Annotated in this window: 23 protein-coding genes; 10 read left to right on the top strand and 13 right to left on the bottom strand. The window is 64.1% G+C overall.

The window, feature by feature from the left end:
• Nucleotides 1-18: 18 nt before the first annotated feature.
• The 9 genes from ACZXDY_RS17470 to cysG all read right to left on the bottom strand — a co-directional run bounded on the left by ACZXDY_RS17470 (nt 19) and on the right by cysG (nt 8,657).
• Entirely contained in the window at nt 19-1,068 is a 1,050-nt protein-coding gene (locus tag ACZXDY_RS17470; RefSeq protein WP_464346355.1) for a sulfate/molybdate ABC transporter ATP-binding protein, read from the bottom strand.
• On the bottom strand, nt 1,058-2,020 hold the full coding sequence (cysW, locus tag ACZXDY_RS17465; RefSeq protein WP_464346354.1) for a sulfate ABC transporter permease subunit CysW: 963 nt from the start codon (nt 2,018-2,020) through the stop codon (nt 1,058-1,060). The genes ACZXDY_RS17470 and cysW overlap by 11 nt, the downstream gene beginning before the upstream one ends.
• A 12-nt stretch (nt 2,021-2,032) precedes the next feature.
• Entirely contained in the window at nt 2,033-2,869 is an 837-nt protein-coding gene (gene cysT, locus ACZXDY_RS17460) for a sulfate ABC transporter permease subunit CysT (RefSeq protein WP_464346353.1), read from the bottom strand.
• Between the two features lie 38 nt (nt 2,870-2,907).
• Entirely contained in the window at nt 2,908-3,909 is a 1,002-nt protein-coding gene (locus ACZXDY_RS17455) for a sulfate ABC transporter substrate-binding protein (protein WP_464346352.1), read from the bottom strand.
• 109 nt (nt 3,910-4,018) lie between these two features.
• Nucleotides 4,019-4,750, bottom strand: a complete 732-nt coding sequence (locus ACZXDY_RS17450; protein WP_028165078.1) for a phosphoadenylyl-sulfate reductase — start codon at nt 4,748-4,750, stop codon at nt 4,019-4,021.
• Nucleotides 4,747-5,262, bottom strand: a complete 516-nt coding sequence (locus ACZXDY_RS17445; RefSeq protein WP_028165077.1) for a DUF934 domain-containing protein — start codon at nt 5,260-5,262, stop codon at nt 4,747-4,749. The genes ACZXDY_RS17450 and ACZXDY_RS17445 overlap by 4 nt, the downstream gene beginning before the upstream one ends.
• Entirely contained in the window at nt 5,249-6,904 is a 1,656-nt protein-coding gene (locus ACZXDY_RS17440; RefSeq protein WP_028165076.1) for a nitrite/sulfite reductase, read from the bottom strand. Before ACZXDY_RS17440 ends, ACZXDY_RS17445 begins: the two co-directional genes overlap by 14 nt.
• An 11-nt stretch (nt 6,905-6,915) precedes the next feature.
• The gene (locus ACZXDY_RS17435) at nt 6,916-7,233 is read right to left on the bottom strand and encodes a DUF2849 domain-containing protein (RefSeq protein WP_464346351.1); all 318 of its coding nucleotides are present in this window, start codon (nt 7,231-7,233) and stop codon (nt 6,916-6,918) included.
• Nucleotides 7,230-8,657 carry a siroheme synthase CysG gene (gene cysG / locus ACZXDY_RS17430; protein ID WP_464346350.1) on the bottom strand — a complete coding sequence of 476 codons (1,428 nt, stop codon included), beginning with the start codon at nt 8,655-8,657 and terminating at the stop codon, nt 7,230-7,232. The genes ACZXDY_RS17435 and cysG overlap by 4 nt, the downstream gene beginning before the upstream one ends.
• Nucleotides 8,658-8,913: 256 nt before the next feature.
• Here cysG and cysD point away from each other — a divergent pair, with 256 nt between their 5' ends.
• The 4 genes from cysD to ACZXDY_RS17410 all read left to right on the top strand — a co-directional run bounded on the left by cysD (nt 8,914) and on the right by ACZXDY_RS17410 (nt 14,504).
• On the top strand, nt 8,914-9,708 hold the full coding sequence (gene cysD, locus ACZXDY_RS17425; RefSeq protein ID WP_027579256.1) for a sulfate adenylyltransferase subunit CysD: 795 nt from the start codon (nt 8,914-8,916) through the stop codon (nt 9,706-9,708).
• Between the two features lie 23 nt (nt 9,709-9,731).
• The gene (gene cysC / locus ACZXDY_RS17420) at nt 9,732-11,648 is read left to right on the top strand and encodes an adenylyl-sulfate kinase (protein WP_464346349.1); all 1,917 of its coding nucleotides are present in this window, start codon (nt 9,732-9,734) and stop codon (nt 11,646-11,648) included.
• 386 nt (nt 11,649-12,034) lie between these two features.
• On the top strand, nt 12,035-14,197 hold the full coding sequence (locus ACZXDY_RS17415; protein ID WP_464346348.1) for a malate synthase G: 2,163 nt from the start codon (nt 12,035-12,037) through the stop codon (nt 14,195-14,197).
• Nucleotides 14,198-14,303: 106 nt separating this feature from the next.
• A complete protein-coding gene (locus tag ACZXDY_RS17410; RefSeq protein ID WP_027579253.1) occupies nt 14,304-14,504 on the top strand; it encodes a CsbD family protein in 201 nt (66 codons plus the stop codon).
• A 75-nt stretch (nt 14,505-14,579) separates the two neighbouring features.
• Here ACZXDY_RS17410 and ACZXDY_RS17405 read toward each other — a convergent pair whose 3' ends face one another.
• Complete coding sequence (locus tag ACZXDY_RS17405; protein ID WP_464346347.1) at nt 14,580-14,726, bottom strand: Thivi_2564 family membrane protein; 147 nt, start codon at nt 14,724-14,726, stop codon at nt 14,580-14,582.
• 198 nt (nt 14,727-14,924) lie between these two features.
• On the opposite strand from ACZXDY_RS17405, the gene ACZXDY_RS17400 reads away from it, so the two are divergent.
• A complete protein-coding gene (locus ACZXDY_RS17400; protein ID WP_464346346.1) occupies nt 14,925-17,018 on the top strand; it encodes a methyl-accepting chemotaxis protein in 2,094 nt (697 codons plus the stop codon).
• A gap of 6 nt (nt 17,019-17,024) precedes the next feature.
• Here ACZXDY_RS17400 and ACZXDY_RS17395 read toward each other — a convergent pair whose 3' ends face one another.
• Both ACZXDY_RS17395 and ACZXDY_RS17390 read right to left on the bottom strand, forming a co-directional pair.
• Entirely contained in the window at nt 17,025-17,678 is a 654-nt protein-coding gene (locus ACZXDY_RS17395) for a DUF2865 domain-containing protein (protein WP_464346345.1), read from the bottom strand.
• 7 nt (nt 17,679-17,685) lie between these two features.
• Nucleotides 17,686-18,477 (bottom strand): L,D-transpeptidase, encoded by a 792-nt coding sequence (locus ACZXDY_RS17390; protein ID WP_464346344.1) that lies wholly within the window; start codon nt 18,475-18,477, stop codon nt 17,686-17,688.
• 198 nt (nt 18,478-18,675) lie between these two features.
• On the opposite strand from ACZXDY_RS17390, the gene ACZXDY_RS17385 reads away from it, so the two are divergent.
• The 4 genes from ACZXDY_RS17385 (at nt 18,676) to ACZXDY_RS17370 (ending at nt 22,698) form a co-directional block, all read left to right on the top strand.
• Nucleotides 18,676-19,788, top strand: a complete 1,113-nt coding sequence (locus tag ACZXDY_RS17385; RefSeq protein ID WP_464346343.1) for an AI-2E family transporter — start codon at nt 18,676-18,678, stop codon at nt 19,786-19,788.
• Nucleotides 19,789-19,864: 76 nt separating this feature from the next.
• Complete coding sequence (locus ACZXDY_RS17380) at nt 19,865-20,233, top strand: ElaB/YgaM/YqjD family protein (RefSeq protein ID WP_464346342.1); 369 nt, start codon at nt 19,865-19,867, stop codon at nt 20,231-20,233.
• A 16-nt stretch (nt 20,234-20,249) separates the two neighbouring features.
• Nucleotides 20,250-20,687, top strand: coding sequence for a phage holin family protein (locus ACZXDY_RS17375; protein ID WP_456643568.1), 438 nt, complete (start codon nt 20,250-20,252; stop codon nt 20,685-20,687).
• A gap of 970 nt (nt 20,688-21,657) precedes the next feature.
• A complete protein-coding gene (locus ACZXDY_RS17370; protein ID WP_464346341.1) occupies nt 21,658-22,698 on the top strand; it encodes an alpha/beta fold hydrolase in 1,041 nt (346 codons plus the stop codon).
• 181 nt (nt 22,699-22,879) lie between these two features.
• Here the strand turns inward: ACZXDY_RS17370 and ACZXDY_RS17365 are convergent, their stop codons facing one another.
• Nucleotides 22,880-23,884 (bottom strand): alpha/beta fold hydrolase, encoded by a 1,005-nt coding sequence (locus ACZXDY_RS17365; protein WP_464346340.1) that lies wholly within the window; start codon nt 23,882-23,884, stop codon nt 22,880-22,882.
• Nucleotides 23,885-24,061: 177 nt separating this feature from the next.
• Between ACZXDY_RS17365 and ACZXDY_RS17360 the strand changes: the two genes are divergently transcribed.
• Nucleotides 24,062-24,961: a LysR family transcriptional regulator gene (locus tag ACZXDY_RS17360; RefSeq protein ID WP_464346339.1), complete on the top strand. Its 900-nt coding sequence runs from the start codon at nt 24,062-24,064 to the stop codon at nt 24,959-24,961.
• The last annotated feature ends 621 nt before the right edge of the window (nt 24,962-25,582 follow it).

The following is a 25,582-nucleotide window of genomic DNA, read 5'->3' as shown; positions in this document are numbered from 1 at the left end:
TCACCCGGGCTACGGCAGCTATTCGTGAGCCGCGAAAATACGGTAGCGGCGGGGTTCCAGCGAGATGATTTCGCCGGCCTGCAGTTCCCGGTCGCGCGGCGCATCGATCTCGATCACGGTCTTGCCTTCGCTGTCGGCAAGCGCGACCTCGGCACGCTGGATCGGGCCGAAGGAGCGGACGTGGCGCACCGCCCCTTCCAGCGATCCGCCTCCCGCCGGGCCGATCTGCATGTCATGGCGGCGCACGAACAATTTGGAGGCGCCGGGCGCCGCACCATTGGCGGCGATGTTGAGCGGCCTGCCGCCGAGCCGGACCGCGCCGTCGCTGACATCGACCGGCAGCACGATGGATTCGCCGATGAAGCCGTGGACGAAGGCCGTCGCCGGATTGTCATAAACCTCGCCAGGGGTGCCGATCTGCTCGATGCGGCCTTTGTCCATGACGACCACGCGGTTGGCGACCTCGAGCGCCTCTTCCTGGTCATGGGTGACGAAGATCGAGGTGACGTGGATCTCCTGATGCAGCGAGCGCAGCCATTGCCTGAGCTCCTTGCGCACCTTGGCATCGAGCGCGCCGAAGGGCTCGTCGAGCAACAGGATGCGCGGCTCGATCGCGAGCGCACGGGCGAGCGCGATGCGCTGGCGCTGGCCACCGGATAGCTGGCTCGGATAGCGGTCGGACAGCCAGTCGAGCTGCACCAGATCGAGCAGTTCCTTGACGCGGGCGCGGATCGCCTTCTCGTCCTTGCGGATCGCGCGCGGCTGCACGCGGAGGCCAAAGGCGACGTTCTCGAACACAGTCATGTGACGGAACAGCGCATAGTGCTGGAACACGAAGCCGACATGGCGCTCGCTGGCGCCGCGGGCCAGCGCATCCTCGCCGTCGATCGTGACTTCGCCCGCCTCGGGCCAGTCGAGGCCGGCAATGATCCGCAGCAGCGTGGTCTTGCCGGAGCCGGACGGCCCCAGCAGCGCCAACAGCTCGCCGTCGCCGACCTTCAGGCTGACAGTGTCCAGCGCTGCGAAATCGCCGAACTTCTTTACGATATTCTTGACTTCAATCGTCACTGACAATCTGCCCTTCGTCCAGACGCCGTTCGAGGATCGTCTTCACGACCAGCGTGATCAACGCCAGCATCGCAAGCAGCGACGCGATCGCGAACGACGCCACGAACTGATATTCATTATAAAGGATTTCGACCAGCAGCGGCATGGTATTGGTCTGGCCCCGGATATGGCCCGAGACCACCGACACCGCGCCGAACTCGCCCATCGCGCGCGCGTTACACAGCAGGACGCCGTAGAGCAGGCCCCATTTGATATTGGGCAAGGTGACGCGGAAGAAGGTCTGCAACCCTGACGCGCCCAGCGAGATCGCGGCTTCCTCCTCCTGCGTGCCCTGCTCCTGCATCAATGGAATCAGCGCGCGCGCGACGAAGGGGAAGGTCACGAAGATGGTGGCGAGCGCAATGCCGGGCACCGCGAACAGGATGTGGATGTTGTGCGCCTGCAGCCAGGTCCCGAAGAAACCCTGTGCACCGAACAAGAGCACGAAGACCAGGCCCGAGATCACGGGACTGACCGAGAACGGCAGGTCGATCAGCGTGATCAGAAAAGTCTTGCCGGCGAAATCGAATTTCGAGATCGCCCAGGCCGCGATCACGCCGAAGATCAGGTTGAGGCTGACGGAGATCGCCGCGATCAGAAGCGTCAACTGGATCGCCGAGAGCGCCTCCGGCTCGCTGAGCGCCGCGAAATAGGCCGAGATACCGCGCGAAAACGCTGACGCGAACACCACGACCAGCGGCAGCACCACGAATACGGTGAGGAAGAGCAGCGCCAGCCCGACGATCAGGAAGCGGATCGGCCGGGGCTCGGTGCGCAGATCCCGCTTCGAGGCCGCCGTGTGCGGGCGCACCCTCTCCCGCTGCGAGGGCGGCGAGGCGACATTGAGGTCGGTCTTCGGGGCATAGGCTCGCAACTGCGTGGTGGAGGAAGCCAGGTTCGATTGCAGCGACATCGATCCGGCCCTCTAGTGAGTGGGAATGCGGGTCTGCGCCCAGCGCTGCAGGCGATTGACCGCGAAGATGATGATGAATGAAGCCAGCAGCATGACCACCGCGATCGCGGTGGCATCCGCATAACGAAATTCGGAGAGCCGGATCACGATCAACAACGGCGCGATCTCGGAGACATTCGGCAGATTGCCGGCGATGAAGATGACCGAGCCATATTCGCCGACGGCGCGGGCGAAGGCGAGCGCAAAGCCGGTCAAGAGCGCCGGGATCAAGCTCGGCAGGATCACGCGAAAGACCGTGTGCCAGCGGTTGGCGCCGAGGCTTGCCGCGGCCTCCTCGATCTCCGGATCGAGATCGATCAGCACAGGCTGTACCGTCCGCACCACGAAGGGAATGCCAATGAAGACCATGGCAAGGAAAATGCCGATCGGCGTGAACGCGACCTTGATGCCCAGCTCGGCAAGCGGCGCACCTAACCAGCCCTTCTGCGCAAAGAGCTGGGTCAGCGCGACGCCGGCAACCGCGGTCGGCAGCGCGAAGGGGATATCGACGATCGCATCGAACAGCCGCCGTCCCGGAAAGCGGTAGCGCACCAGCGCCCAGACGATGACCGTGCCCATCACCAGATTGACGCAAGCCGCGGCAAACGAAAGCCCAAACGAAATCTTCAGCGCGCTCAGGGTGCGGCGGCTGGTGACGATGCCCCAGAACTGATCGAAGCTCAGCTCAAACGTCTTGAGAAAGAGACCGGCGAGCGGAATCAGGACGATAACGGAGAGCCATGTCAGGGTCAGTCCCATGGTGAGACCGAACCCCGGCAAAGTACTGCGCCGTGCAACCGCTGTGCTCACCTATCCCCCTGCTTCTGCCCCCACGGGCCCCGGCCAGATCAATTCTTGTAGATCTGGTCGAACATGCCGCCCTCGGCGAAGTGCTCCTTCTGCGCCTTGGTCCAACCACCGAAAACGTCGTCAATGGTGAAAAGTTCAACCTTGGCGAAGGATTTCTCGTATTCCTTGGCAATCTCCGGATCGCGCGGACGGTAAGAATTACGCGCGGCGATTTCCTGGCCTTCCCTGGTATACCAATATTTCAGATAGGCCTCGGCGACCGCCTTGGTGCCCTTCTTGTCTGCGATCGCATCGACGACCGCGAGCGGCGGCTCGGCGAGGATCGACAGCGGCGGCGAGACGATCTCGAACTTGTCCTTGCCGAACTCGCGCTGCGCCAGAAACGCCTCGTTTTCCCAGGCAAGCAGCACGTCGCCGACGCCGCGCTCGACAAAGGTAACGGTCGAGCCACGCGCGCCGGTGTCGAGCACCGGTACGTTCTGGTAGAGATCGGCGACGAACTTCTTGGCCTTGTCGGCCGAGCCGAACTTCTTCTGTGCATAGCCCCAGGCGGCGAGATAATTCCAGCGAGCGCCGCCCGAGGTCTTCGGGTTCGGCGTGATGACGGCAACGCCTGGCTTGATCAGATCGTCCCAATCCTTGATGCCTTTGGGATTGCCCTTGCGCACCAGGAACACGATGGTCGAGGTGTAGGGTGCGGCATTCTGCGGCAGACGCTTCTGCCAGTCCGGCGCGATCAGGCCTTTGGCCGCGACCGCGTCGACGTCGTAGGCGAGCGCGAGGGTGACCACGTCGGCCTGCAGGCCGTCGATCACGGCGCGCGCCTGCGAGCCGGAGCCGCCATGCGACTGCTTGATCTCGACGCTCTTGCCGGTCTCCTTCTGATAGGCGGCGGCAAACGCCTTGTTGAAATCGGCATAGAGCTCACGCGTCGGATCGTAGGACACGTTGAGCAGCGAGTAATCGGCGGCGAAAGCCGAACCCGCCCACAGCAAACCCGCGACGAACGGCAGGATACGACGGACCATCTCTATCTCCATTCAAATCGGATGAAGCAACACCGGAGCACGTGGAACATAACTCACGGCGAAGAGCGCTTTAGTCAACGGAACCGCATTTCATTGTTTGCGGCGTGGCAGCGTCATTGTCCTAAGAAGTCTTCATCGTATGAATGCCGCATTCTGTCTTGGCACGACCACGCCAGCGGCCGGCGCGCGCATCCTCATCGGGCGCGGTGCGGCTGGTGCAGGGCATGCAGCCGACCGACATATATCCGGAGGCAATCAGCGGATGCGGCGGCAGCTTGCCGTCGCGGTAGATCGCCTCGATCTCTTCGCGTGTCGCGTTGGCGAAGGGATTGAATTTCAGGCGCACGCCGTCTTCCTCGACCACGGGGATGTCGGCGCGGGCGCCGCCCTGAAAGCGCTTGCGTCCGTTGAGCCAGGCGGCGAACGGCGCCAGCGCGCGCGTCAGCGGCTCGACCTTGCGGATGCGGCAGCAGGCGTCGGGATCGGAGAACCAGAGATCGCGCTCGGGATCGTCGCGGTGAAGCGTCTCCTCGAGCGGCTTGATCGAGCGAACATCGGTCAGACCAAGCGTGTCGATCAGCGTGTCGCGATAGGCAAGCGTTTCCGCGAACAGCCACCCGGTATCGAGGAAGATCACGGGGATGGCCGGATCGACATCGGCCATCACCTTGAGCAGCGCCGCCGATTCCGTGCCGAAGGACGAGACCAGCGCAAGGCGCTCGCGGCCGACCGTCTTCAGCGCGGACTCGATGACCTCGAACGGCGTCGCCGCGCGCAGGACGCGATTGAGCTCCTGTACCGACGGCAGCGCCGACAGCGCCTCGATCGACATCTCTGGCGCCAGCGCGTTCATGGGCTGGCGCTTTCGGAATGACGCAATTGCGTGCGGCGGCTCAGCGCGGTGGTGCGGCCGTCGCCGGTCGGCTGGTAGAATACGGTGTAGCGTTTCACCGTCTCCGCGAAGGCGTCCGCATCCTTTTCCTTCTTCACGTCGAGCGCATCGAAGCCGGCGCGCAGCATGAACACGAACTGGTCGCGCAGCACCTGGCCGGTGGCGCGCAATTCGCCCTGGAAGCGATAGCGCTCACGAAGCAGCCGCGCCTGGCTATAGGCGCGGCCGTCGCGGAACGACGGAAACACCAGCGCGACCGCGGCGAGCCGGTCGAGATAGGGCACGAGCTCGTCGAGATCGCGGTTGTTCGGCCAGACCACGCCGACCTTGCCGGGCCGGCGCAGCAGCGCCTCGGGATCGTCAAGGAAGCGCGCCGCCTGCACCAGGATTGCGCCATCAGCCGGGATCTCGGCGCCGTCGGCGACATGGGCGTAGATGTCGGTTGCGATTTTTCCGTTCTTAACGAGTGGCATAGACCCGCTCCTTGAAAGGTTCGACGCCGAGCCGCTTGACCGTGTCGATGAAGAGTTCATCGGGGGAATAGCGCAGCGCCAGATAGGCCTCGACGATGTCCTCGACCACGTCGGCGACCTCGCCATAGGGCACCGAAGGGCCGATCAGCGTACCGAGCGCGGCGCCCTCGTCGGCGCGGCCGCCGATCGTGATCTGATAAAATTCCTCGCCGTTCTTCTCGACACCGAGGATGCCGATATGGCCGACATGGTGATGGCCGCAGGCGTTGATGCAGCCGGAGATATTGATGTGCAGCCGGCCGATCAGGCCTGCGGTGTCGTGATTGGCAAAACGCCGCGTCAATTCCTGCGCGATCGGGATCGAGCGCGCATTCGCCAGAGAGCAGTAGTCGAGCCCTGGGCAGGCGATGATGTCGGAGACCAGGTTCACGTTCGGCGTCGCGAGCCCGGCCTTGTCGAGCGCCTTCCACAGCGCCGGCAGATCGCGCTTGGCGACATGCGGCAGCGCCAGGTTCTGCTCATGGCCGACGCGGATCTCGCCGAAGGAATAGCGGTCGGCGAGATCGGCGATCACATCCATCTGCTCGGCGGTGGCATCGCCGGGCGGACCGCCGACCGGCTTCAGCGACAGCGTCACGATCGAATAGCCCTGCACCTTGTGCGGAAACACCGAGTTCTTGCGCCAGCGCTCGAACAGCGGATCATGCGCCGCCTGCTTCAGCTCATCGGGCATGTGCGGCAGCTTCTCGTAGGCCGGATAGGAAAAGCGCGAGCGCACTTCCTCGATCGCGCCGTCATCGAGCGTCAGCGCGCTGTCGCGCAATTGCTGCCACTCTTCCTCGACTTCCTTGCCGAACTTCTCGATGCCGAGCTCGTGCACGAGGATCTTGATGCGCGCCTTGTAGATGTTGTCGCGGCGGCCGTACTGGTTGTAGACGCGCAGGATCGCCTCGACATAGCTCAGGATGTCGCGGCCGTGCACGAACGGCTTGATGGTCTTGGCGATGAACGGCGTGCGGCCCAGCCCGCCGCCGACCAGCACCTCGAAGCCGGTCTCGCCATCGGCGTTCTTGTGCAGCCGCAGGCCGATGTCGTGGATCTTGATCGCGGCGCGATCGTGCTCGGACGCGGTGATCGCGATCTTGAACTTGCGCGGCAGGAACGAGAATTCCGGATGCAACGTCGTATGCTGCCGAAGCAGCTCCGACCAGATGCGGGGATCCTCGACCTCGCCGGGCGCAACGCCCGCCCACTGGTCGGAGGTGACGTTGCGCATGTTGTTGCCGGAGGTCTGCATGGCGTGGATGCCGACCTCGGCAAGATCGGCGAGCGCGTCCGGCAGCTCGGCGAGCTTGATCCAGTTGAACTGGATGTTCTGCCGCGTCGTGAAATGTCCGTAGCCGCGGTCGTAGCGGCGCGCGACATGGGCAAGCGCGCGCAATTGCTTTGTTGACAGCGTGCCATAGGGGATCGCGACGCGGAACATATAGGCGTGAAGCTGCAGGTACACGCCGTTCTGCAATCGCAGAATCTTGAATTCGTCCTCGGTGAGTTCGCCGGAAAGCCGGCGCTTCACCTGGTCGCGGAATTCTTCGACACGTTCGTGAAGGAGCGTGCGATCGAGTTCGTCATATGCGTACATGAGGGAGAACCTTAAGCCGGAACCGGAAGCTCGATGGTGAGGCCTTCCGACCGGATATGTTCGCGGAGATTGCCGGGCGCAATCTCTCCATTGTCCTTGATTGCGACAGGCGCGATGTAGGCACCGATCGCGCCGACGTCATCGGCAACCGCTTCGGCGAGCAGCGCCCGCGCATCGTCGGATGTGCGGACGATGGCGGCATCCGCAAGGCGCGATGACCAGCCATGCTGGGAGGTGCGATAGATCACCACGCCGTCATGAGTACGGTTGGCGGTCACTACCGAAGGCCCGGTAATTCTGATTTTCTTCTGTTCAAGCGGAGAGGTCATTCGGCAGCTTCCAAAAGTTCCGAGATCACTTGGTTGAGGTTGGCATGGCGCCAGGGCGCAGAGTGGGAGACGACGTCGCCGATGACGAGGATGGCGGGGCCGCCATCGATCTTCTCGACCAGCGACGGCAGATGTTCGAGCGTCCCGACCGCAGCCTTGGCATCGGGCCGCGTCACCCGCGCGAACACGCCGACCGGCGTTTGTGGCGAGCGGCCAGCGGCCAACAGGCCGGCGCGGATCGTCGGCGCGGCGGTCATGCCCATATAGACCACGACGGTCATCTTCTTGTCTGTTAGCGCCGACCAGTCGATAGTCTCGGCGTCACGCGCCTTGTGCGCGGTGAGGAAGGTGATGCGCAGCGCCTCGTGGCGGAAGGTCAGCGGCGCCTCGAATTGCGCGGCGGCACCTAAGCCCGCCGTGATGCCGGGGATCACCGAATAGGCGACGCCTGCCTGGCGCAGCGCTTCGATCTCTTCGCCGCCCCGGCCAAAGATGAAGGGGTCGCCGCCCTTCAGCCGCACCGCGCGCTGTCCCGATTTCGCGGCCTCGATCATCAGTCTGTTGATGGCATCCTGGCCGATGCCGGGCTTGCCGACGCGGCGGCCGACCGGAATGCGCGAGGCGTCGCGGCGCACGCGGTCAAGAATCTCTGATGACACCAATTCGTCGTAGAACACGACGTCGGCGTCCTGCAGTGCGCGCAGCGCCTTGATGGTGAGGAGATCCGGATCGCCAGGTCCGGCACCGACCAGCGTCACATGGCCCTTTGCCTTGCCGAGCCCGGTCGCGCCGGCAAAGGCGGAAGGATCGGAAATCTGCTGAAGCGCCTTCTCCGCTTCCTCCCTCTTGCCGGCGAGCACCAGCGCGCCGATCGGACCCTCGACAATGCGCTCCCAGAAGCGGCGACGCAGCGCGAATTCGCCGATGCGCGCATGTATGGATTTGCGGAATTGGCCGATGAAGGATGCGAGATCGCCGATGCGGGCCGGCAGCACCGCCTCGATCCGCTCGCGCACGCGGCGCGCCACCACCGGCGAGGCGCCGCCGGTGCCGACGGCGACCACGACATCGCCGCGATCGACGATCGCCGGGAAAATGAAGGTGGAATGCTCGAGATCGTCCATCACATTGACGGGCAGGCCGACAGCCCTCGCGCGCGCCGCCAGCGCAACACCGACATCGCCGGCGCCCGCGCAGAGCACCGCGATGACGCCGCTGAGATCAGCGGCGAGTGGATCGCCCGTTGCGAGTTCGACGCGCGTCGCATCGATGCCGCTCACATCATGATTGCCGTCGGTCGCAAACCAGCGGACGCGCGCGCCGGCGGCCGCGAGCAGACGTAGCTTCGCGCGCACGAGATCGCCCGCGCCGACCAGCAGCACCACGCCCGTTTGCAGATCCAGGAACACCGGCAAGAACCGCATGCGCCACTCGCTTCCCCAACTTATGGGTTGACTGGAATTTTATTCTATATATGTGTCGGCAAGCGCCCGCAAAGAGAAATTTATTTCTTCTCTATTGCATCGCAACTATAGAATTTTCGCCTCCAAAGGCCAAGGCACAGAGATGCATCTTCTCGACAATGAATCCGGCAAAGCACGCTTGCGCGCTTCTGAGCCCAAAGAGGGAATAAAGGTGCCGCGGAAAATCCTCGTCGAAGAACCCGCGACAGCGCCTTCCATGGATCATCTCGACGAACTCGAGGCGCAAAGCATCTACATTCTGCGCGAGGCGTTCGCGCGGCTGAAGAAGCTCGCGCTGCTGTGGTCGCTCGGCAAGGACTCCAACGTGATGATCTGGCTCGCGCGCAAGGCCTTCTTCGGCCGCGTGCCCTTTCCTGCCATGCATGTCGATACCGGCAAGAAATTTCCGGAGATGTATGCCTTCCGCGATCGCTACGCGAAGGAATGGGATCTCGACCTCCGCGTCGAACCCTGCCCGCCGATCGATAGTGTCGATCCCACGCTGCCGCCCGCGGCGCGCTCCGCTGCACGCAAGACCGAGGGCCTGAAGCTCGCGCTGGTCAAGCACGGCTTTGACGGATTGATCGCCGGCATCCGCCGCGACGAAGAGGCGACGCGTGCCAAGGAGCGCGTGTTCTCGCCGCGTGGCCTGGAGGGCGAATGGGACGTGCGCGACCAGCCGCCGGAGTTCTGGGATCATTTCAACGCCTCCCCGCCGCAGGGCGCGCATTTGCGCATCCACCCGATCCTGCATTGGACCGAAGCCGACATCTGGGCTTACACAAGACGCGAGAACATCCCGATTATCCCGCTTTATCTGGCGAAGGATGGCAAGCGCTATCGTTCGCTTGGCGATGCCGACATCACCTTCCCCGTCGCGTCGACCGCGTCAAACATCGATGAGATCCTGGCCGAGCTCGAAGACACCAAGGTGCCGGAACGCGCGGGCCGCGCCCTCGATCACGAGACCGAGGATGCGTTCGAACGGCTGCGTGTCGCCGGTTATCTCTGAGAAGTGAGCTTAAGGCGTTTTCGATGAACATGGTTCTTCCCAGCGCGATCTCCGCGACACCGAACGGCACCACGCGTCCGCAAGTCCGTATCGTTATCGTCGGCCATGTCGATCATGGCAAATCCACCCTGGTCGGCCGCCTCTTGCACGAGACCGGCAGCTTGCCCGACGGCAAGCTCGAAATGCTGAAAGCCGTCAGCGCGCGGCGCGGCATGCCGTTCGAATGGTCGTTCCTGTTGGATGCGCTGCAGACCGAGCGCGACCAGGGCATCACCATCGACACCACGCAGATCCGCTTCCGCACCCGCTCGCGCGACGTGGTGCTGATCGACGCGCCCGGCCACGCCGAATTCCTCCGCAACATGATCACCGGCGCCTCGCAGGCGGACGGCGCCGTGCTGATCATCGACGCGCTCGAAGGCGTGCGCGACCAGACCCGGCGGCACGGCTATCTGCTGCATCTGCTCGGCATCAAGCAGGTCGCGGTCGTCGTCAACAAGATGGATCGGGTCGATTTCAGTGCCGAGCGCTTCGGCGAAATCAGCGACGAGATATCGGCGCACCTGACCGGTCTTGGCGTGAAGCCATCGGCGGTGATCCCGATCTCCGCGCGCGACGGCGATGGCGTCGCCGAGCACACGGCGCGGATCGCCTGGTACAAGGGGCCGAGTGTCGTCGAGGCGCTGGACGAACTGGAGCCGGCACGGCCGGCGGAAACCTTGCCGCTGCGACTGCCGGTGCAGGCGATCTACAAATTCGACGACCGCCGCATCGTCGCGGGCCGCATCGAATCCGGCAGCCTGAAGGCCGGCGACGAGATCGTGATCATGCCGGCCGGCAAGATCGCCAGGATCAAGACGGTCGAGAGCTGGCCGGTCACGCCGCTTCAAGGGCCGCAAACGGCCGGCCGCTCGGTCGGCATCACGCTCGACCGCGAGTTGTTCATCGAGCGCGGCGACGTCATCGGCCATGTCGGCGCGAGCCCGCGCGACACCCGCCGCATCCATGCCCGGATCTTCTGGCTGCACGACAAGCCATTGTCGAAGGGCGACCAGATCCTGATCCGGCTCGGCACCCGCGAGACCCGCGCCAGCGTGGTCGCGATCGACAAGGCGGTCGATCCCGGCGCGCTCTCCAACGAGGAAACCAACTCGATCGCACGCAACCATGTCGGCGAGATCGACATCTCGCTGGCGCAGCCGATTGCCGCCGATCCCTATCATGAAAGCCCGCGGACCGGGCGGCTGGTGATCGAGGTGAACGGGCGCATCGCCGGCGGCGGCCTCGTGCTGTCGGTCGATGCCGGCCAGCGCGCCGTGCCGGTCGACATCGTGCCGGTGGAGTCGGCGTTGCGCGCCGACGAGCGTTCGGCCCGCTATCGTCACGGCGGCGCCGTGCTCTGGTTCACGGGGTTGCCCGGCTCCGGCAAATCGACATTGGCGCTCGCGCTGGAGCGGCGGCTGTTCACCAACGGCGGCTCGCCGATCCTGCTCGACGGCGACACCTTGCGGGCCGGCCTCAACAGCGATCTCGGCTTCTCGCACGCCGATCGCAGCGAAAATATCCGCCGTCTCGCGGAGATCGCCACGCATCTTGCGCGCAACGGCCATATCGCGATCGTCACCGCGGTCTCGCCCGCAGCCTCCGACCGAGCTGCGGCGCGCCGCATCGCCGACAGCGCGTTCCGCGAGATCTATGTCGCGACGCCCGCGGAAATCTGCGAAAGCCGCGATCCCAAGGGCCATTACGCCAAGGCCCGCGCCGGCGGCCTGCCCTCCTTCACCGGCATCACCAATGACTACGAGCCGCCGGCGGGCAACGAACTGACGATCGATACCTCGCGCCGGACAGTCGCCGACGCCGTCGACGAGATCGAACGGATGCTGGCCCAGACCGGCATCCTGTTCGAGGAAGTCGCCGACCTCGCGGCGAATATTTAGAGCGGGATGCTTTATTGCTTGTATTCGGTGGTGACCACAAACTCCCACCTCTCCCAACGGGAGAGGTCGGCGCGAAGCGCCGCCGGGTGAGGGGTTACGGTCCCTCGTTAGAGCTGCGGCCCCTCACCCGATTTGCTGCGCAAATCGACCTCTCCCCGTCGGGGAGAGGTCGGCACCTGCGACGCGACGCCTACCCATCCCATCGCATCATGTTTTAGGCGGCCTGGCCCGCTCCTTTGGTAGGACACCAAGCCCCCGCAGGGGGCCTTCTCATGGCCGCGGCTTTAGCGTTAAAAGGGCGTTGAACCGCCCGCCTTTTGGCGTGTTTTTTGCTGTTTTCGTTCCGAAAACAGTACGTAGCCGCCATTTCTCTTGGAAAGCCCAACATGACGCGTGTCGAAGCCCACGGATTGAAGATCGCCCCTGTCCTGTTCGATTTCATCGCCAAGGAGGCGACCCCCAATACCGGGATCGCGCCCGACGCCTTCTGGGCCGGGCTTGCCGCCATCATCGCAAAACTGGGCCCGAAAAACCGCGAATTGCTTGCCTTCCGCGACACGCTGCAGGCCAAGATCGACGATTGGCACCGCGCGCACAAGGGCAAGGCGTTCGACATCGACGCCTATACCGCTTTCCTGAAGGAAATCGGCTATCTGCTCCCGGAGCCGCCGACCAGGCAGGTCGAGACCGCCAATGTCGACGAAGAGATCGGCAAGATCTGCGGTCCGCAGCTCGTGGTGCCCCTGACCAATGCGCGCTATGCGCTGAATGCGGCGAATGCGCGCTGGGGCAGCCTCTATGACGCCTTCTACGGCACCGACGCGATCCCGCACGACCCGAGCGAAGCTGGCCGGGGCTACAACAAGGCGCGCGGCGACAAGGTGATCGCGAAGGCCAAAGCGTTCCTGGATTCGGCCGCGCCGCTCGCGACCGGAAGCCACACTGACGTCACCTCCTACAGCGTCAGCGGCGGCAAGCTCGCGGTGAAGCTGAAGAACGGCAGCACCACCGCACTGAAGTCAGCCGCGCAGTTCGCGGGCTATCAGGGCGATGCCGCCGCGCCGAGCTCGGTGCTGCTCGTCAACAACGGCCTGCACATCGACGTCACGATCGACCGCAATCATCCGATCGGCAAGGACGATCCGGCCGGGGTCGCCGACATGATCCTGGAGGCGGCGGTCTCCACCATCCTCGACATGGAAGACAGCGTCGCGGCTGTCGATGCCGAGGACAAGGTGCTGGTCTATCGCAACACGCTTGGTCTGATGACCGGCACGCTATCGGCCGATTTCGAGAAGGGCGGCAAGACGTTGACGCGCTCGCTCAATGCCGACCGCGTCTACAAGACGCCCGACGGCAAGGATCTCACGCTGCACGGCCGCAGCCTGCTTCTGATGCGCAATGTCGGCCATCACATGTTCACCGACGCCGTGCTCGATGCAAAGGGCGAGGAAATCCCGGAAGGGATCCTCGATGCCGCTGTCTCCGGCCTGCTCGCTATCCATGATCTCAAGGGCAAGTCGAAGATCAAGAACAGCCGCACCGGGTCGGTCTATATCGTCAAGCCGAAGATGCACGGCCCCGACGAGATCGCGCTGACCTGCGAATTGTTCGGCGAGGTCGAGAAACTGCTTTCGCTGCCGGAGAACACGCTCAAGGTCGGCATCATGGACGAGGAGCGCCGCACCACCGTCAACCTCAAGGCCTGCATCCAGAATGCGGCCAAGCGCGTGATGTTCATCAACACCGGCTTCCTCGACCGCACCGGCGACGAGATCCACACCTCGATGGAAGCCGGTCCGATGATCCGCAAGAACGACATGAAGGCGCAGCCCTGGATCAAGGCCTATGAGGACTGGAATGTCGACATCGGCCTGGTCGACGGCCTGCCCGGCCATGCGCAGATCGGCAAGGGCATGTGGGCCGCGCCCGACAAGATGGCCGACATGCTGGCGCAGAAGATCGGCCATCCGCAGGCCGGCGCCACCACCGCCTGGGTGCCGTCACCGACCGCCGCGACGCTGCACGCGCTGCACTATCACCAGGTCAACGTGATCGCGCGCCAGCAGGAGCTGGCCAAGGGCGGCCCGCGCGCAAAGCTCTCCGACATCCTCACCATTCCGGTGTCGCAGTCGAACTGGGCGCCGGATGACGTGAAGCAGGAGATCGACAACAACTGCCAGGGCATCCTGGGCTATGTCGTGCGCTGGATCGACCAGGGCGTCGGCTGCTCCAAGGTACCCGACATTCACGACGTCGGCCTGATGGAAGACCGCGCCACCTTGCGCATCTCGAGCCAGCATCTGGCGAACTGGCTGCACCAGGGCGTCATCACCAGGGATCAGGTGATGGAGTCGCTGAAGCGCATGGCTGTGGTCGTCGACGGCCAGAACAAGGGCGATCCGCTCTACAGGCCGATGGCGCCCTCCTTCGATGGCGTCGCCTTCAAGGCCGCCTGCGACCTGATCTTCAAGGGCCGCGAGCAGCCGAACGGCTACACCGAATTCATCCTCACTGCCCGCCGCCGCGAAGCGAAGGCCGCCAGCTGATCTGACTCACAAGGTTGCACGTCACGATGCCGCACGATTTCAGGGAACCCGTGCGGCATCAAATCCGTTTCAACGCCATCTCAACTGAAGCATCGGAGAGATGGCAATGGATTGGAACCGGATCGAGGGCAACTGGAAGCAGTTCAAGGGCGCCGCCAAGGAGAAATGGGGCAAGCTCACCGATGACGATCTCAACGTGATCGAAGGCCGCCGCGAGCAGCTCGAAGGCAAGCTGCAGCAGCGCTACGGCTTCGCCAAGGACCAGATCCACAAGGATGTGGACGACTGGTTCCGGAGCCTGCGATAGCTCTCCTCGCAGCAAAGCCCCGGCCAACGCCGGGGCTTTTGCTTGGTCGTGTTGTCAGAACACCGCAATGTCCTTTCAGATGTATCTCAACAGCGAGATCACACCCAGGATGATGACGACGACACGCGCGATCTGCTTGGCGCGCGCATCAAGCGGCAGCAGGTTGATCAGGTAAAGGACGAGGATAACGACCAGAAACGTGACGAGTATGCTGACGAGCATGCGGCCCCCCGGGGACGTCGTGAATGGCGTGTTAGTCTTCTCTTAACTGCCAGATGCCCGCGAGGTTCCGGGTGGGGAACCTGACTTCCCTTCAGAAAAGTTCAGTTATTTCAGCAAGCTCCGTAGATATACGGCAATAGCGCTTCCGGAAATTTTTACCCTTCTTGTTCCAGATGGCGACAGCTTTGGGGGAGCCACATGCTGAATCGCCTTTCTGTATCCGCGTTGCTGAAAATCGTTATCCTGAGCACTGCATTTTGCATCATCGTCGGTTTCTCGCTGAATGCGTGGGATAGCTGGGGCCGGCTGCAGGTGGCGGGCCGGATTTCGACGATTGCCGATGTCTCAGCCAATCTTTTCAAGGCGATGCACAGCCTGCGGACCGATCGTTCCTCCACCAACCGCCTTCTGATCGGCGCATCTCCGCTGGACAGCGGAATCGAGAAGTACCTCCGCGATCTCCGCGATGCCGAAATGCTGGCGATGGCGAACGGGCTCGCCCGGCTCAAGACCATGAACTTCCCCGAGCAGACCACCCTGGTGGCGGAGTTCGAACGGCTGTTCTCACTGCTGACGGCCGAGCAGAAGGAATTCTGGCAGGAGATGGCCAAGCCGAAGGAAGCGCGCCGCGCCGAACTGGCGAAGGAGTATCAGGCGACGACGCTGGCGCTGCTCGATGTGCTCGACAAATTGTCGGGAACGCTTGCCGCCGATGTCAATCATCAGGACGCCGTGATCGACCAATTGCTCAACATCAAGCAGACCGCCTGGCTGTTGCGCAACACCGCCGGCGAAGCCTCCGCGCTGGTATCGGACGCACTTGGTGCAGGCCGTATCGCGCCGGAAACCCGCCTCCGTTACACCAAATTCGTCGGCGGCATCGATGCCGCCTGGAAGGCGCTCGAGGTGTCGACCTCAGGCATGCAATTGCCACCGAAGCTTGCGGCCGCGATCCCCGCCTCCAAGACCGCCTATTTCGAGCCGGAGTATCAAAGTCTGCGCGACCGGCTGGTGGCGGCGCTGGCCAATGGCGAGAAGCCCGAGATGACCGCGAACCAGTGGAGCCCGGTCACCGTCGGCCGGATGGGGACGGCGGTGGCGGTCGCTGAAGCAGCGCTCGATGCGGCAAAGGATCACGCCGCAGCCCAACACGCCCTGGCGCAGCGCTCGCTGATTACGCAGCTTGCGCTGCTCGCCGGCGCGATCGCGCTCACCGTCGGCGCCATGATCGCGATCGGCCGCCGCGTCATCACGCCGTTGCACAGCATCCGCGATGCCATGCTGAAAGTCGCCTCCGGCGACCTCGACGTCGATAGCGGCTATGACGGGCGCAAGGACGAGATCGGCGCGCTTGCCGGTGCGCTCGAAACCTTCAAGCAGCAGGCCAGGGACAAGCTTCGCATCGAAGCGCAGGAGCGCGAGCGCAACGCCGGCGCGGCCGCCCGCCAGCAGGCGATCGAGAACCATGTCGGCGAGTTCGAGCACCTGGTGCGCCAGACGCTCGAGCAGCTCGGCGACGCCTCCGGCAAGATGCGGGCGACGTCGGCCAACCTTTCCGCCGTGTCGCGCCAGACCAACGCACGGGTCGAGGTCGCCGAAAAGGCGTCCGGCGAGGCGTCGATGAGCGTGGAGACGGTCGCGGCGGCTTCCGAGGAATTGAGCGCCTCGATCAACGACATCAGCCAGCAGGCGGCGCATGCAGCCGGTATCGCCAGCCGCGCGGTCAGCCAGGCCCGCAACACCGACGGGACCGTACAGGGACTGGCGAAATCCGCCGGCCGCATCGGCGAGGTGATCGGCCTCATCAACACCATCGCGGCGCAGACCAACCTGCTGGCGCTGAACGCCACCATCGAGGCCGCCCGCGCCGGCGAGGCCGGACGCGGCTTCGCCGTGGTCGCCTCCGAGGTCAAGTCGCTGGCGAGCCAGACCGCGAAGGCGACGGAGGAGATTTCCGAGCAGATCGCCGACATCCAGAAGGTCGCGGGCGAGGCCATCGACGCCATCAAGGGCATCGGCAGCATCATCGGCGAGGTCAACGAGGTCGCGACCGCGATTGCCGCCGCCGTCCAGGAACAGGGCGCCGCGACCCAGGAGATCACGCGCAGCACGCAATTCGCCGCCCAGGGCACCAAGAACGTGTCCGAGAACATCACCGGCGTGAAGGCCGATGCGGACTCCGCGGCCGGCGCCGCGGAGGACGTTCGCCTCGCCTCGGAGACGCTGGAGACGCAAAGCCGCGGGCTCGGCGACCAGGTCACCGATTTCCTCGGCAAGATCCGCGCCGCTTAGTTCTGCTTACTCCCGCGCCATGACCGGCACGCGCCCATATTTGGCGCGGATGCGGTCGGGCGCGGGCGAGAACTGCAGCGAGGCGCCGCGCTTGTCGGGACGGCCCGCGACCATCAGGCCGTTCTCGCCGGCGACGATGTCACCCTTGCGCAGCGTGGGATCATCCTCGATCTTGATCTGCGCCAGCCCGCCGGGATCCTTGCCATTGCAGGTGCACCCCGCCACGAGCTCGTTTCGGTAACGGAACGCGTTCGGCAGTTCCGAATAGGCCTTTCCGTCCTCCGTCTCGGCGCTGTCGATGCTGCTGCCATAGACCAGCTTGGTCTCGCTCGCCGGGCAGAAACTATTGCAGCTCTGCGCGCGGCTGGCATTGTCGGAGTCCGGCAGCGGGAAGTAACGTCCGTCACAGGTACGCACGCAAAACGCTCGTCCCCCGATGCTATCGGCGTGGTCGTAGCTACGGTCATACGAGCGCGGCCGCCAAACCCGTTGCTGCGCGACGGGCGGGCCGTCGTCGAAGGGCGGCCGGATCATCGGAGGCCGGCCGAAGCCGCCGAACAGGAGCGAGAAGAAATCCTGGGCCTGCGCCGCCGGCGCGGCGACGGCAAGCGAGAGCGCCGTCGCGCCGAACATCCATCGCCAACGCGGGATTGGGGGCATCCTCACCTCAATTCACCGACGACACGTTCAGTCGTATCGCCTGTTGGCCCGATGGCAGCGTGGTCGCCGCGGCTTGCGGACGCGGCGGCACCGGGCGCACGCTGATCGTGGTCCTGGTATCCGAACCGCGGGCGAGCACCGGCGCGTTCTTGGGCAGCACCACGACCTTGGTGCCGACATTGACGCGGCCAAAGAGATCGGTGACGTCCTCATTGGTCATCCGGATGCAGCCGGAAGAGACGAACTTACCGATGGTCGAGGGATCGTTGGTGCCGTGGATGCGGTATTCGCTCGAGCCGAGATACATCGCACGCGCGCCGAGCGGATTGCCGGGACCGCCGGCGATGAACCGCGGCAGATAGGGCTGGCGCTTGATCATCTCGGCCGGCGGATACCAGTCCGGCCATTCCGCCTTGCGGCTGATGCTCTGCACGCCCGACCAGGTGAAGCCTTCGCGGCCGACGCCGACGCCGTAGCGGATCGCGCGGCCCTGCCCGAGCACATAGTAGAGCGCGGTGTTGCCGGTATCGATGATGACGGTGCCTGCCGCTTCGCTGGTCGCGAACGGCACCACCGCGCGGCGCAGCCGCTCCGGCAGCACGCCGGCTTCCGCATCCCTTGCCTCGGGCGTCAACGCCGCATCGGACGGAAACGCGCTCTGCCGGATGGGGGCATAGCCCAGCGACTGGGCACCTGCCGAGGCTGAGAGCGCGATTGGCGTCACCAGCAGGCTGGCGGCGAAGACAAGCGCGTTAGCCGCGCGCGACGATCGGCGGAATAGAGCGGATGACGGTGTCATGTGCTGCCCCATTGGATACGCATCACGCTGATGCTCTGCCCCAACCAAACGCGCGCCATCGCTTCGCGGTTCCGGCGCGGCCGTGGCAGAGGCGCACCAGTCAAGGACACAAGCGCTCACGATCGCGCGATGGAACCTGGCGGCCGGCCCGGAGTTTGCGTCACAATTGATATGCGCCCGTCGCGGGAGAGAACCAGCGTGCATGTCCTTCCCAGTGAGCGTCTCCTGTCCAATGGCGCCGAAGGCACGCCCGCCCCCGATGGCCACGCCGAGCTGCCGCCGGTCATTCGCCGCACCGAACTCGTCGCCCTGTCGCTGGTCGGGCTCCTGATCATCGCCATCGTCGCGGTGCTCTACCTGGCCAAGGCATTCTTTCTGCCGATCACGATGGCCTTTATTGTCGGCACCATGCTGTCGCCGGCGGCAAGCTTCCTCGAGCGCTACCGCGTGCCCCGCGCGGTCGCCGCGGTGCTGATCGTGGCCGGTGTCAGTGCTGCCGGCACCTTCATTATCGGATTGATTTCCGCTCCGGCGATCGAGTGGAGCGCGCGGCTGCCGGAGCTCGCAACGGCGCTGAAGGAGAAGATGCACATCTTCGACCGGCCGCTCGGGCTGTGGCAGGAATTGCAGAGCATGATCGGCGGCTCCGAGACGCTCGCCCCGTTGCAATTGCCGAAGTTCGAATGGGTGCAGCCGACGCTGGAATTCCTGTCGCCGACCTTTGCCGAATTCCTGCTGTTCATCGCCACCCTGATCCTGTTCATCGCAAGCTGGAAGGATCTGCGGCGGGCGCTCGTCATGGCCTTCGGCGACCGCGATTGGCGGCTCCGCACCCTGCGGATCCTCAACGAGATCGAGCAGCATCTCGGCAACTACCTGCTCATGGTGACCATGATCAATGTCGGCGTCGGGATCGCGACCGGGCTGATCTGTACCGTCACCGGCATGCCGAACCCGGCCGGACTTGGCGCACTCGCCGCCACGCTGAACTTCATCCCGATCATCGGGCCGGTCGCGATGTTCGTGGTATTGGTGCTGGTCGGCCTCGTCAGCTTCCCGACCATCAGCGCCGGATTGATCGCGCCGGCCTGCTTTGCGGTGCTGACCTTTCTCGAGGGACATTTCATCACCCCGACCATCGTCGGCCGAAGACTCGCCTTGAATGCGCTCGCGATTTTCATCGCACTGGCGTTCTGGACCTGGCTGTGGGGCCCGATGGGCGCGTTCCTGGCCTCGCCGCTCCTGATCGTCGCGCTGATCCTCAAGGAGCATCTGATGCCGGTCAATTCGCCGCATCTGCCGGAGGAATGAGCCTGAATTCGAGTCGGGAACTTAGTTCCCGGCGCGGCGTTTTGCCAAGAAGCAACATTGGTTCGGGAGCTGTTCGATGTCGGCGACAAGCGATTTCGGATTGAAGAACATGACAGACAAAGCAACCTATGAACGCCTGCAGAAGGATGTCGCCAACGTGAAGGACGACATCGCCGCGCTGACCGACCAGATCACCGAGGCGCTCAACTCGTTCGCCGGCAGCGCCCGAAAGCAGGCACGCCGCGGCTACGACCAGGCACGCGACCGCGCCGAATCCGCGGTCGGCGACGTCTCGGAGCGCGGCAGCGCGATGATGGACGCCGCACAGGACGCGTATTCGTCGGTCGAGGAGACGCTGGAGGAGGTCATCACCCAGCGGCCGCTGGCGACCGTCGGGCTGGCGCTCGGCCTCGGCTTCCTGATCGGCATGGCCTGGCGAAGGTAGCGGCGGACGCGTTCCCATGCTGCAGCGACTGGTCAGTGATGTCAGGGAGCAGGCCGGCAACGCCATGCGGCTGACGTCGCTTGCGGTCGTGATCGCCGCAACTGCGCTCATTGCGCTCGGCTTCATCTGTGCAGCATTCTTCGTCTGGGTGCAGCAGACCTATGGCCCGATCTGGGCCTGCCTTGCCTGCGCCGCGCTCTTCGTGGTGGTCGCGCTGATCGCCGCCGCACTCTACGTCGCACGCAAGCGGCAGATGCGGCTGCGCGCCGAGGAGATGGCCCGCGCGGCACGCCAATCCCTCCTCACCAACCCTGCGATGATCGCAACCGGCCTGCAACTCGTCCGCACCATCGGCGTGAAGCGGCTGGTCCCGATCGTGGCGATCGGCGGGCTCGCGCTGGGGCTGATGGCCAGCCGCGGCGCGGCGAACGATCAACCGCCACCGGACAAGTGACAGCCCGCCGTCGTCCCAGTGAAGGCGGGGGTACCCATAACCACAGGGAGTCGTTGGGCGGAAGCAAGCAGTTGCTGCGGAGCACATAACAAAGGCCTGTAGCTATGGGTCCCGGCTCGAGGCCGGGACGACGTGGGGAGAATCACGATTCAATTGTCAAACAGCGGAGAGGATGTGAGTCTGCATTCTCGCGGCACGAACTGCCCGAGCTTTGCGTCACTTTCCGCCCTCTCATTGAACAGAGGGCGCAGGGAAAGCCGGGTGCCGGTTGCACCCATGGGGTCCCGTGCAACAAAAAGCACGGGGGTAGGACCACAGGTTCAACCGAAGCATTCCGGCTTTCCCTGCGCGATGGTTTACGGCTTACTTCGTGCTCTTCCCGGTGACCGGGCTTTCTTGCCACCGTCACTTCGCAAGAGATCATCCTGCAAAACTTAGCGCCAGCGTCGGGGCGCCAGAACCACACGACTTCGCCGTCCGTGATGCGCGTGCTCGTCAGTCACACGCTTCACGTCCACCGCATCTCACCGCAACGTTCGTGACGATCGCGAGCCGCCCCTCATTTGGGTGAGACGCGCGGAGTTAAATCACTGATTTGCCCGACGACGGAAGCGGAATGTTTTTCGCGCGAGGGATGGACAGACTTTCGACTGATTTGCCCGTCGGGTTGATTTGTCGCAGCTCGCGCCTCAACACACGCTGTCATTCCGGGCATCGCGCAGCGATGAGCCCGGAATCCATTTCACCGCCTGCGCCTGTGGCCCGATGGATTCCGGGCTCGCGCGGAGCCTGCCATCGGGCCGCGCTTTGCGCGGACCCGGTGGCGCGCCCCGGAATGACGGCGGGTGGCATCAGGTGACATAGCTGATCTCGACGCAATCACAAACAAATCATCGCAAGCCTTCTGGATAGCGTCACAGTGCTGCGTTAGTCCGAGACCGCGTGATACTCCAATCTGCAGGATTGCCCGATGATCCGTTTCGCCGCTCTGTTCGGTCTCGCATTGACCACCGCTGTGAGCCTGAGTTCACCGGCTTCCGCCGCCGACGAGGGACCGGCCTATGGGCCTGAGCTGCAGGGCTTCGAATACCCCTTCCCGGTTGAGCGCTATCGCTTCTCATCGCAGGGCCAGGACCTGGAGATGGCCTATCTCGACGTCAAACCGTCGAACCCGAACGGCCGCACCGTCGTGATGCTGCATGGAAAGAATTTCTGTGCCGCCACCTGGGAAGGCTCGATCAAGGCGCTGACGGCGGCCGGCTATCGGGTAATCGCGCCCGACCAGATCGGGTTCTGCAAATCCAGCAAGCCCGAGCGCTATCAATTCACCTTCCAGCAGCTCGCGGGCAACACCCGCGCGCTCTTGGCGTCACTCGGCATCGAGCGTTCGGTGATCATGGGCCATTCGACAGGCGGCATGCTCGCGATGCGCTATGCGCTGATGTATCCGGCGGCCGTCGATCAGCTCGTGCTGGTCGATCCGATCGGGCTGGAGGACTGGGCGGCCAAGGGCGTGCCGTGGCTCAGCCTCGACGGCTGGAACGAGCGCGAGAAGCGCGTCACCGCCGACACCATTCGCGCCTATGAGCGCGCGACCTATTATGCCAACACCTGGGACGCCTCGTACGAACCCTGGGTGCAGATGCTGGCCGGCCTATATCGCGGTCCCGGACGCGAGGTGGTGGCATCGAGTTCGGCGCGGCTTTACGACATGATCGCGACCCAGCCGGTGTTCTACGAGTTCGAGCGCATCACCGCGCCGGTGCTGCTCCTGATCGGCGACAAGGACACCACCGCAATAGGCAAGGACCTCGCACCGCCGGACATTCGCCCCAAGCTCGGCAATTATCCCGTGCTCGGCAAGGAGGCGGCCAAGCGTTTCCCGCACGCGCAACTGATCGAATTCCCCGACCTCGGCCACGCCCCGCAGATCCAGGCGCCGGCGCGCTTCCACGACGCTGTGCTGGGATGGCTGCAGCATCCGGAGACCGGCGGGATGGTGACGAAGTAGCGGCGGACTGGCCGCGCAAGTCGTAGGGTGGGCTAGCCGAGCTCGCGCTCGGCTACTTGAGCACGCGAAGCTGCAAGGCGTAACCTACCGTTTCGGTGTGACGCCGGTGAATGGCAGATTACGCATTCCGCCTTCGCTCTTCGAGCTCCGGCGCAAAACCAATCCGCCCTTTGCAGTCAACTCACGAAGCGATCTTGCGGTTGAGGAAATCGCGGATAAGGGGCACCATTTCGTCGGCCTTATCCTCCAGCGCGAAGTGCCCGGTATCGATCAGATGAAACTCGACCTTCGGCAGGTCGCGTTTGTAAGGATAGGCGCCATCGGCCGGAAAGATCTTGTCGTTCTTGCCCCAGACGATCAGCGTCGGCGGCTGATGCTTGCGGAAATAGGCTTGCACCTGCGGATAGAGCGGCAGGTTGGTGCGGTAGTCGTAGAACAGGTCCATCTGGATCTCGGCGTTGCCGGGTCGGTCGAGCAGGGCCTGGTCATGCACCCAATTGTCGGGCGAAACGCGGGTCACGTCACTGACGCCGTCGGTGTACTGGAACTTGGTGATTTCCGGCGTGACCAGCTTGTAGAGCGCCTTGCGATGTTCCTCCGAGTGATCGGCCCAGTAGGCCTTGATCGGGTCCCAGAACTCTTTCAAGCCCTCGTCATAGGCATTGCCATTTTGCACGATGAGCGCCGTGACGCGTTCGGGATGCTTGAGCGCAAGCCGCCAGCCGACGGGCGCACCGTAATCCATGACGTACATGGCGAAGCTGCGGACACCCAACTGATCAAGCAGGCCGTCGACCAGCTCGCCGAAACGATCGAAGGTGTAGGCGAACTTGGCCCGATCTGGCATATCGCTCTGCCCGTAGCCCGGATAGTCGGGGGCGATGACGTGATAGCGGTCGGCAAGCTCCGGAATGAGGTTGCGGAACATGTGCGAGGAGGTCGGGAAACCATGCAGCAGCAGCACGACCGGCGCCCCCTTCGGCCCTGCCTCGCGATAGAAGATATTGATGCCGTCGACCGTCTTGGTGCGGTGGTGCGTGATGATCGGCGCCTTGCCGGCCGGCACGGCGTTCGCCGCGAACGCGTTCTGCGAAAGGGCTGCGCCGGCAGTCAACAATGGCAGGCCCAACGAGAAACGCCGGCGGCTCACGGCAACGAGCGTGTCGATCAAACGAGGGTCCTTCATACCAGACTCCGATTACAGAGTGACTTGTGATGCGGCGACGTGTGCTGCTCGGCAGTCAAGGAGTCATCGGCAACCGGGCCACAGATCATCGATGGATTGCGGCGTACCGCATTGTGCGACCGCCGGGCAGCCCATATGATTGAGAAGGAGCTTTCGGAAGTTTGGAAAGGAAGGCAAATGGATCGCCTGGAGGCGATGTCGGTCATTGTCGCTGTGGCAGAGACCGGCAGCATCTCGGCCGCATCACGCCGACTCAAGTCTCCGGTCGCGAGCATCAGCCGGAAGGTCGCGGAGCTCGAAGCCCACCTCAAGGCTCAATTGTTTCAACGCACGTCGCGGCGGATGACGCTGACCGATGCCGGACGCTCATACATAGACGCCTGCAAGCGCATCATCGAGCAGGTGGAGGATGCCGAGCGAGAGGTGTCGGGCGAGTACCGCATGCCAAAGGGCGAGATGGCGGTGACGGCACCATGGGGCCTCGGCCACGCGCATTTGCTGCCGCACGTGATCGAATTTCTCAACGCCTATCCGGACATCTCCCTGCGGCTGATGTTGACCGACAACGTCATCAACGTGACCGATGAGAATATCGATGTCGCGATCCGGCTTGGTCCTCTGCCAGAGAGCAGCATGATTGCGACGCGGATTGGCTCGATCCGGGTCGTCGTTTGCGGCAGCCCCTCCTACCTGAAGACGCGCGGGCGGCCGAGAAAGCTCAGCGAGCTGGCCAAGCATGATTGCATCACCATCGATGATCATGCCGCGCCTGCAGCCTGGAGATTTGTGTGCGGCAATCGTCCCAGGGTGGCGCCGATAAGGTCGCGGCTCTGCGTGAACACGTCGGAAGCCGCGGTGCTCGCCGCCATCAACGGCGCCGGCTTGGCGCGGGTCATGTCCTACAAGATGGATGCCGCGATGCGCGAGGGAAGGCTTGCGATCGTCCTCGATGAATTCGAGCCGAAACCGCTGCCGGTGCACATCCTCTACCCCCCACGCAAGCCGATGCCGCTCAAGCTGCGCACTTTTCTCGATTGGATGACGCCGCGTCTCAAAGACCGGCTTGCCCTTGCTTGAATATCGACGCATCGGCACCGACTGGCGAGAACTTCAACTGTTCGGTCGCGGCGCCGGGAGCTCAACCCGTTCTCCGACGACGTGGCGCGCCACGCTCGTGCACCGAACGCGGCGATCGCGACCCAGCGGGTGTTCTACGAATTCGACGGCGCGAAGCCCGGGACGACGGGAGGAGAGTTCTGATTCAGATGCCAAACAGCCTCTCCGCTGTCATCGTCCGCCACCGGGTCGGCGCAAAGCGCCGCCCGATGACAGGCTCCGGCGGACGATCCAGTATTCCAGAGCCGGCTGCGTTTAAGTAGAGGGGCCGCCGGTTACTGGATGCCCGCCTTCGCGGGCATGACGGCGGAGGAGAGGACTGCGCATTGCGTCCCTCAGTCATTCCGGGGCGATGCGTTAGCATCGAGCCCGGAATCCATTGCGCCGCTTGCGCACGCGGATTGATGGATTCGGGTGTCGCGCGGAACCTGTCACCGGGCCGTGCCTTATGCGGACCCGTTGGCGCGCCCTGGAACAACGATGCATGGGCAGCAACAAGTCGTGGGCTAAAGCGTGATGGCATTAGGTTCGATAACCTGAATTTTCGAGATAGTTCGCGCATTCTTCAGAGGTGAATGCTGG

The sequence above is a fragment of the Bradyrhizobium sp. LeoB3 genome (genome assembly GCF_055456055.1).
This window is presented reverse-complemented; position numbering and strand designations above follow the sequence as displayed.

Coding starts and splice junctions, on each gene's coding strand:
- cysW (WP_464346354.1), bottom strand. CDS start 2,020: ATGTCGCTGCAATCGAACCTGGCTTCCTCCACCACGCAGTTGCGAGCC.
- ACZXDY_RS17455 (WP_464346352.1), bottom strand. CDS start 3,909: ATGGAGATAGAGATGGTCCGTCGTATCCTGCCGTTCGTCGCGGGTTTG.
- ACZXDY_RS17450 (WP_028165078.1), bottom strand. CDS start 4,750: ATGAACGCGCTGGCGCCAGAGATGTCGATCGAGGCGCTGTCGGCGCTG.
- ACZXDY_RS17445 (WP_028165077.1), bottom strand. CDS start 5,262: ATGCCACTCGTTAAGAACGGAAAAATCGCAACCGACATCTACGCCCAT.
- ACZXDY_RS17440 (WP_028165076.1), bottom strand. CDS start 6,904: ATGTACGCATATGACGAACTCGATCGCACGCTCCTTCACGAACGTGTC.
- ACZXDY_RS17435 (WP_464346351.1), bottom strand. CDS start 7,233: ATGACCTCTCCGCTTGAACAGAAGAAAATCAGAATTACCGGGCCTTCG.
- cysG (WP_464346350.1), bottom strand. CDS start 8,657: ATGCGGTTCTTGCCGGTGTTCCTGGATCTGCAAACGGGCGTGGTGCTG.
- cysD (WP_027579256.1), top strand. CDS start 8,914: ATGGATCATCTCGACGAACTCGAGGCGCAAAGCATCTACATTCTGCGC.
- cysC (WP_464346349.1), top strand. CDS start 9,732: ATGAACATGGTTCTTCCCAGCGCGATCTCCGCGACACCGAACGGCACC.
- ACZXDY_RS17415 (WP_464346348.1), top strand. CDS start 12,035: ATGACGCGTGTCGAAGCCCACGGATTGAAGATCGCCCCTGTCCTGTTC.
- ACZXDY_RS17410 (WP_027579253.1), top strand. CDS start 14,304: ATGGATTGGAACCGGATCGAGGGCAACTGGAAGCAGTTCAAGGGCGCC.
- ACZXDY_RS17405 (WP_464346347.1), bottom strand. CDS start 14,726: ATGCTCGTCAGCATACTCGTCACGTTTCTGGTCGTTATCCTCGTCCTT.
- ACZXDY_RS17400 (WP_464346346.1), top strand. CDS start 14,925: ATGCTGAATCGCCTTTCTGTATCCGCGTTGCTGAAAATCGTTATCCTG.
- ACZXDY_RS17395 (WP_464346345.1), bottom strand. CDS start 17,678: ATGCCCCCAATCCCGCGTTGGCGATGGATGTTCGGCGCGACGGCGCTC.
- ACZXDY_RS17390 (WP_464346344.1), bottom strand. CDS start 18,477: ATGACACCGTCATCCGCTCTATTCCGCCGATCGTCGCGCGCGGCTAAC.
- ACZXDY_RS17380 (WP_464346342.1), top strand. CDS start 19,865: ATGTCGGCGACAAGCGATTTCGGATTGAAGAACATGACAGACAAAGCA.
- ACZXDY_RS17375 (WP_456643568.1), top strand. CDS start 20,250: ATGCTGCAGCGACTGGTCAGTGATGTCAGGGAGCAGGCCGGCAACGCC.
- ACZXDY_RS17370 (WP_464346341.1), top strand. CDS start 21,658: ATGATCCGTTTCGCCGCTCTGTTCGGTCTCGCATTGACCACCGCTGTG.
- ACZXDY_RS17365 (WP_464346340.1), bottom strand. CDS start 23,884: ATGAAGGACCCTCGTTTGATCGACACGCTCGTTGCCGTGAGCCGCCGG.
- ACZXDY_RS17360 (WP_464346339.1), top strand. CDS start 24,062: ATGGATCGCCTGGAGGCGATGTCGGTCATTGTCGCTGTGGCAGAGACC.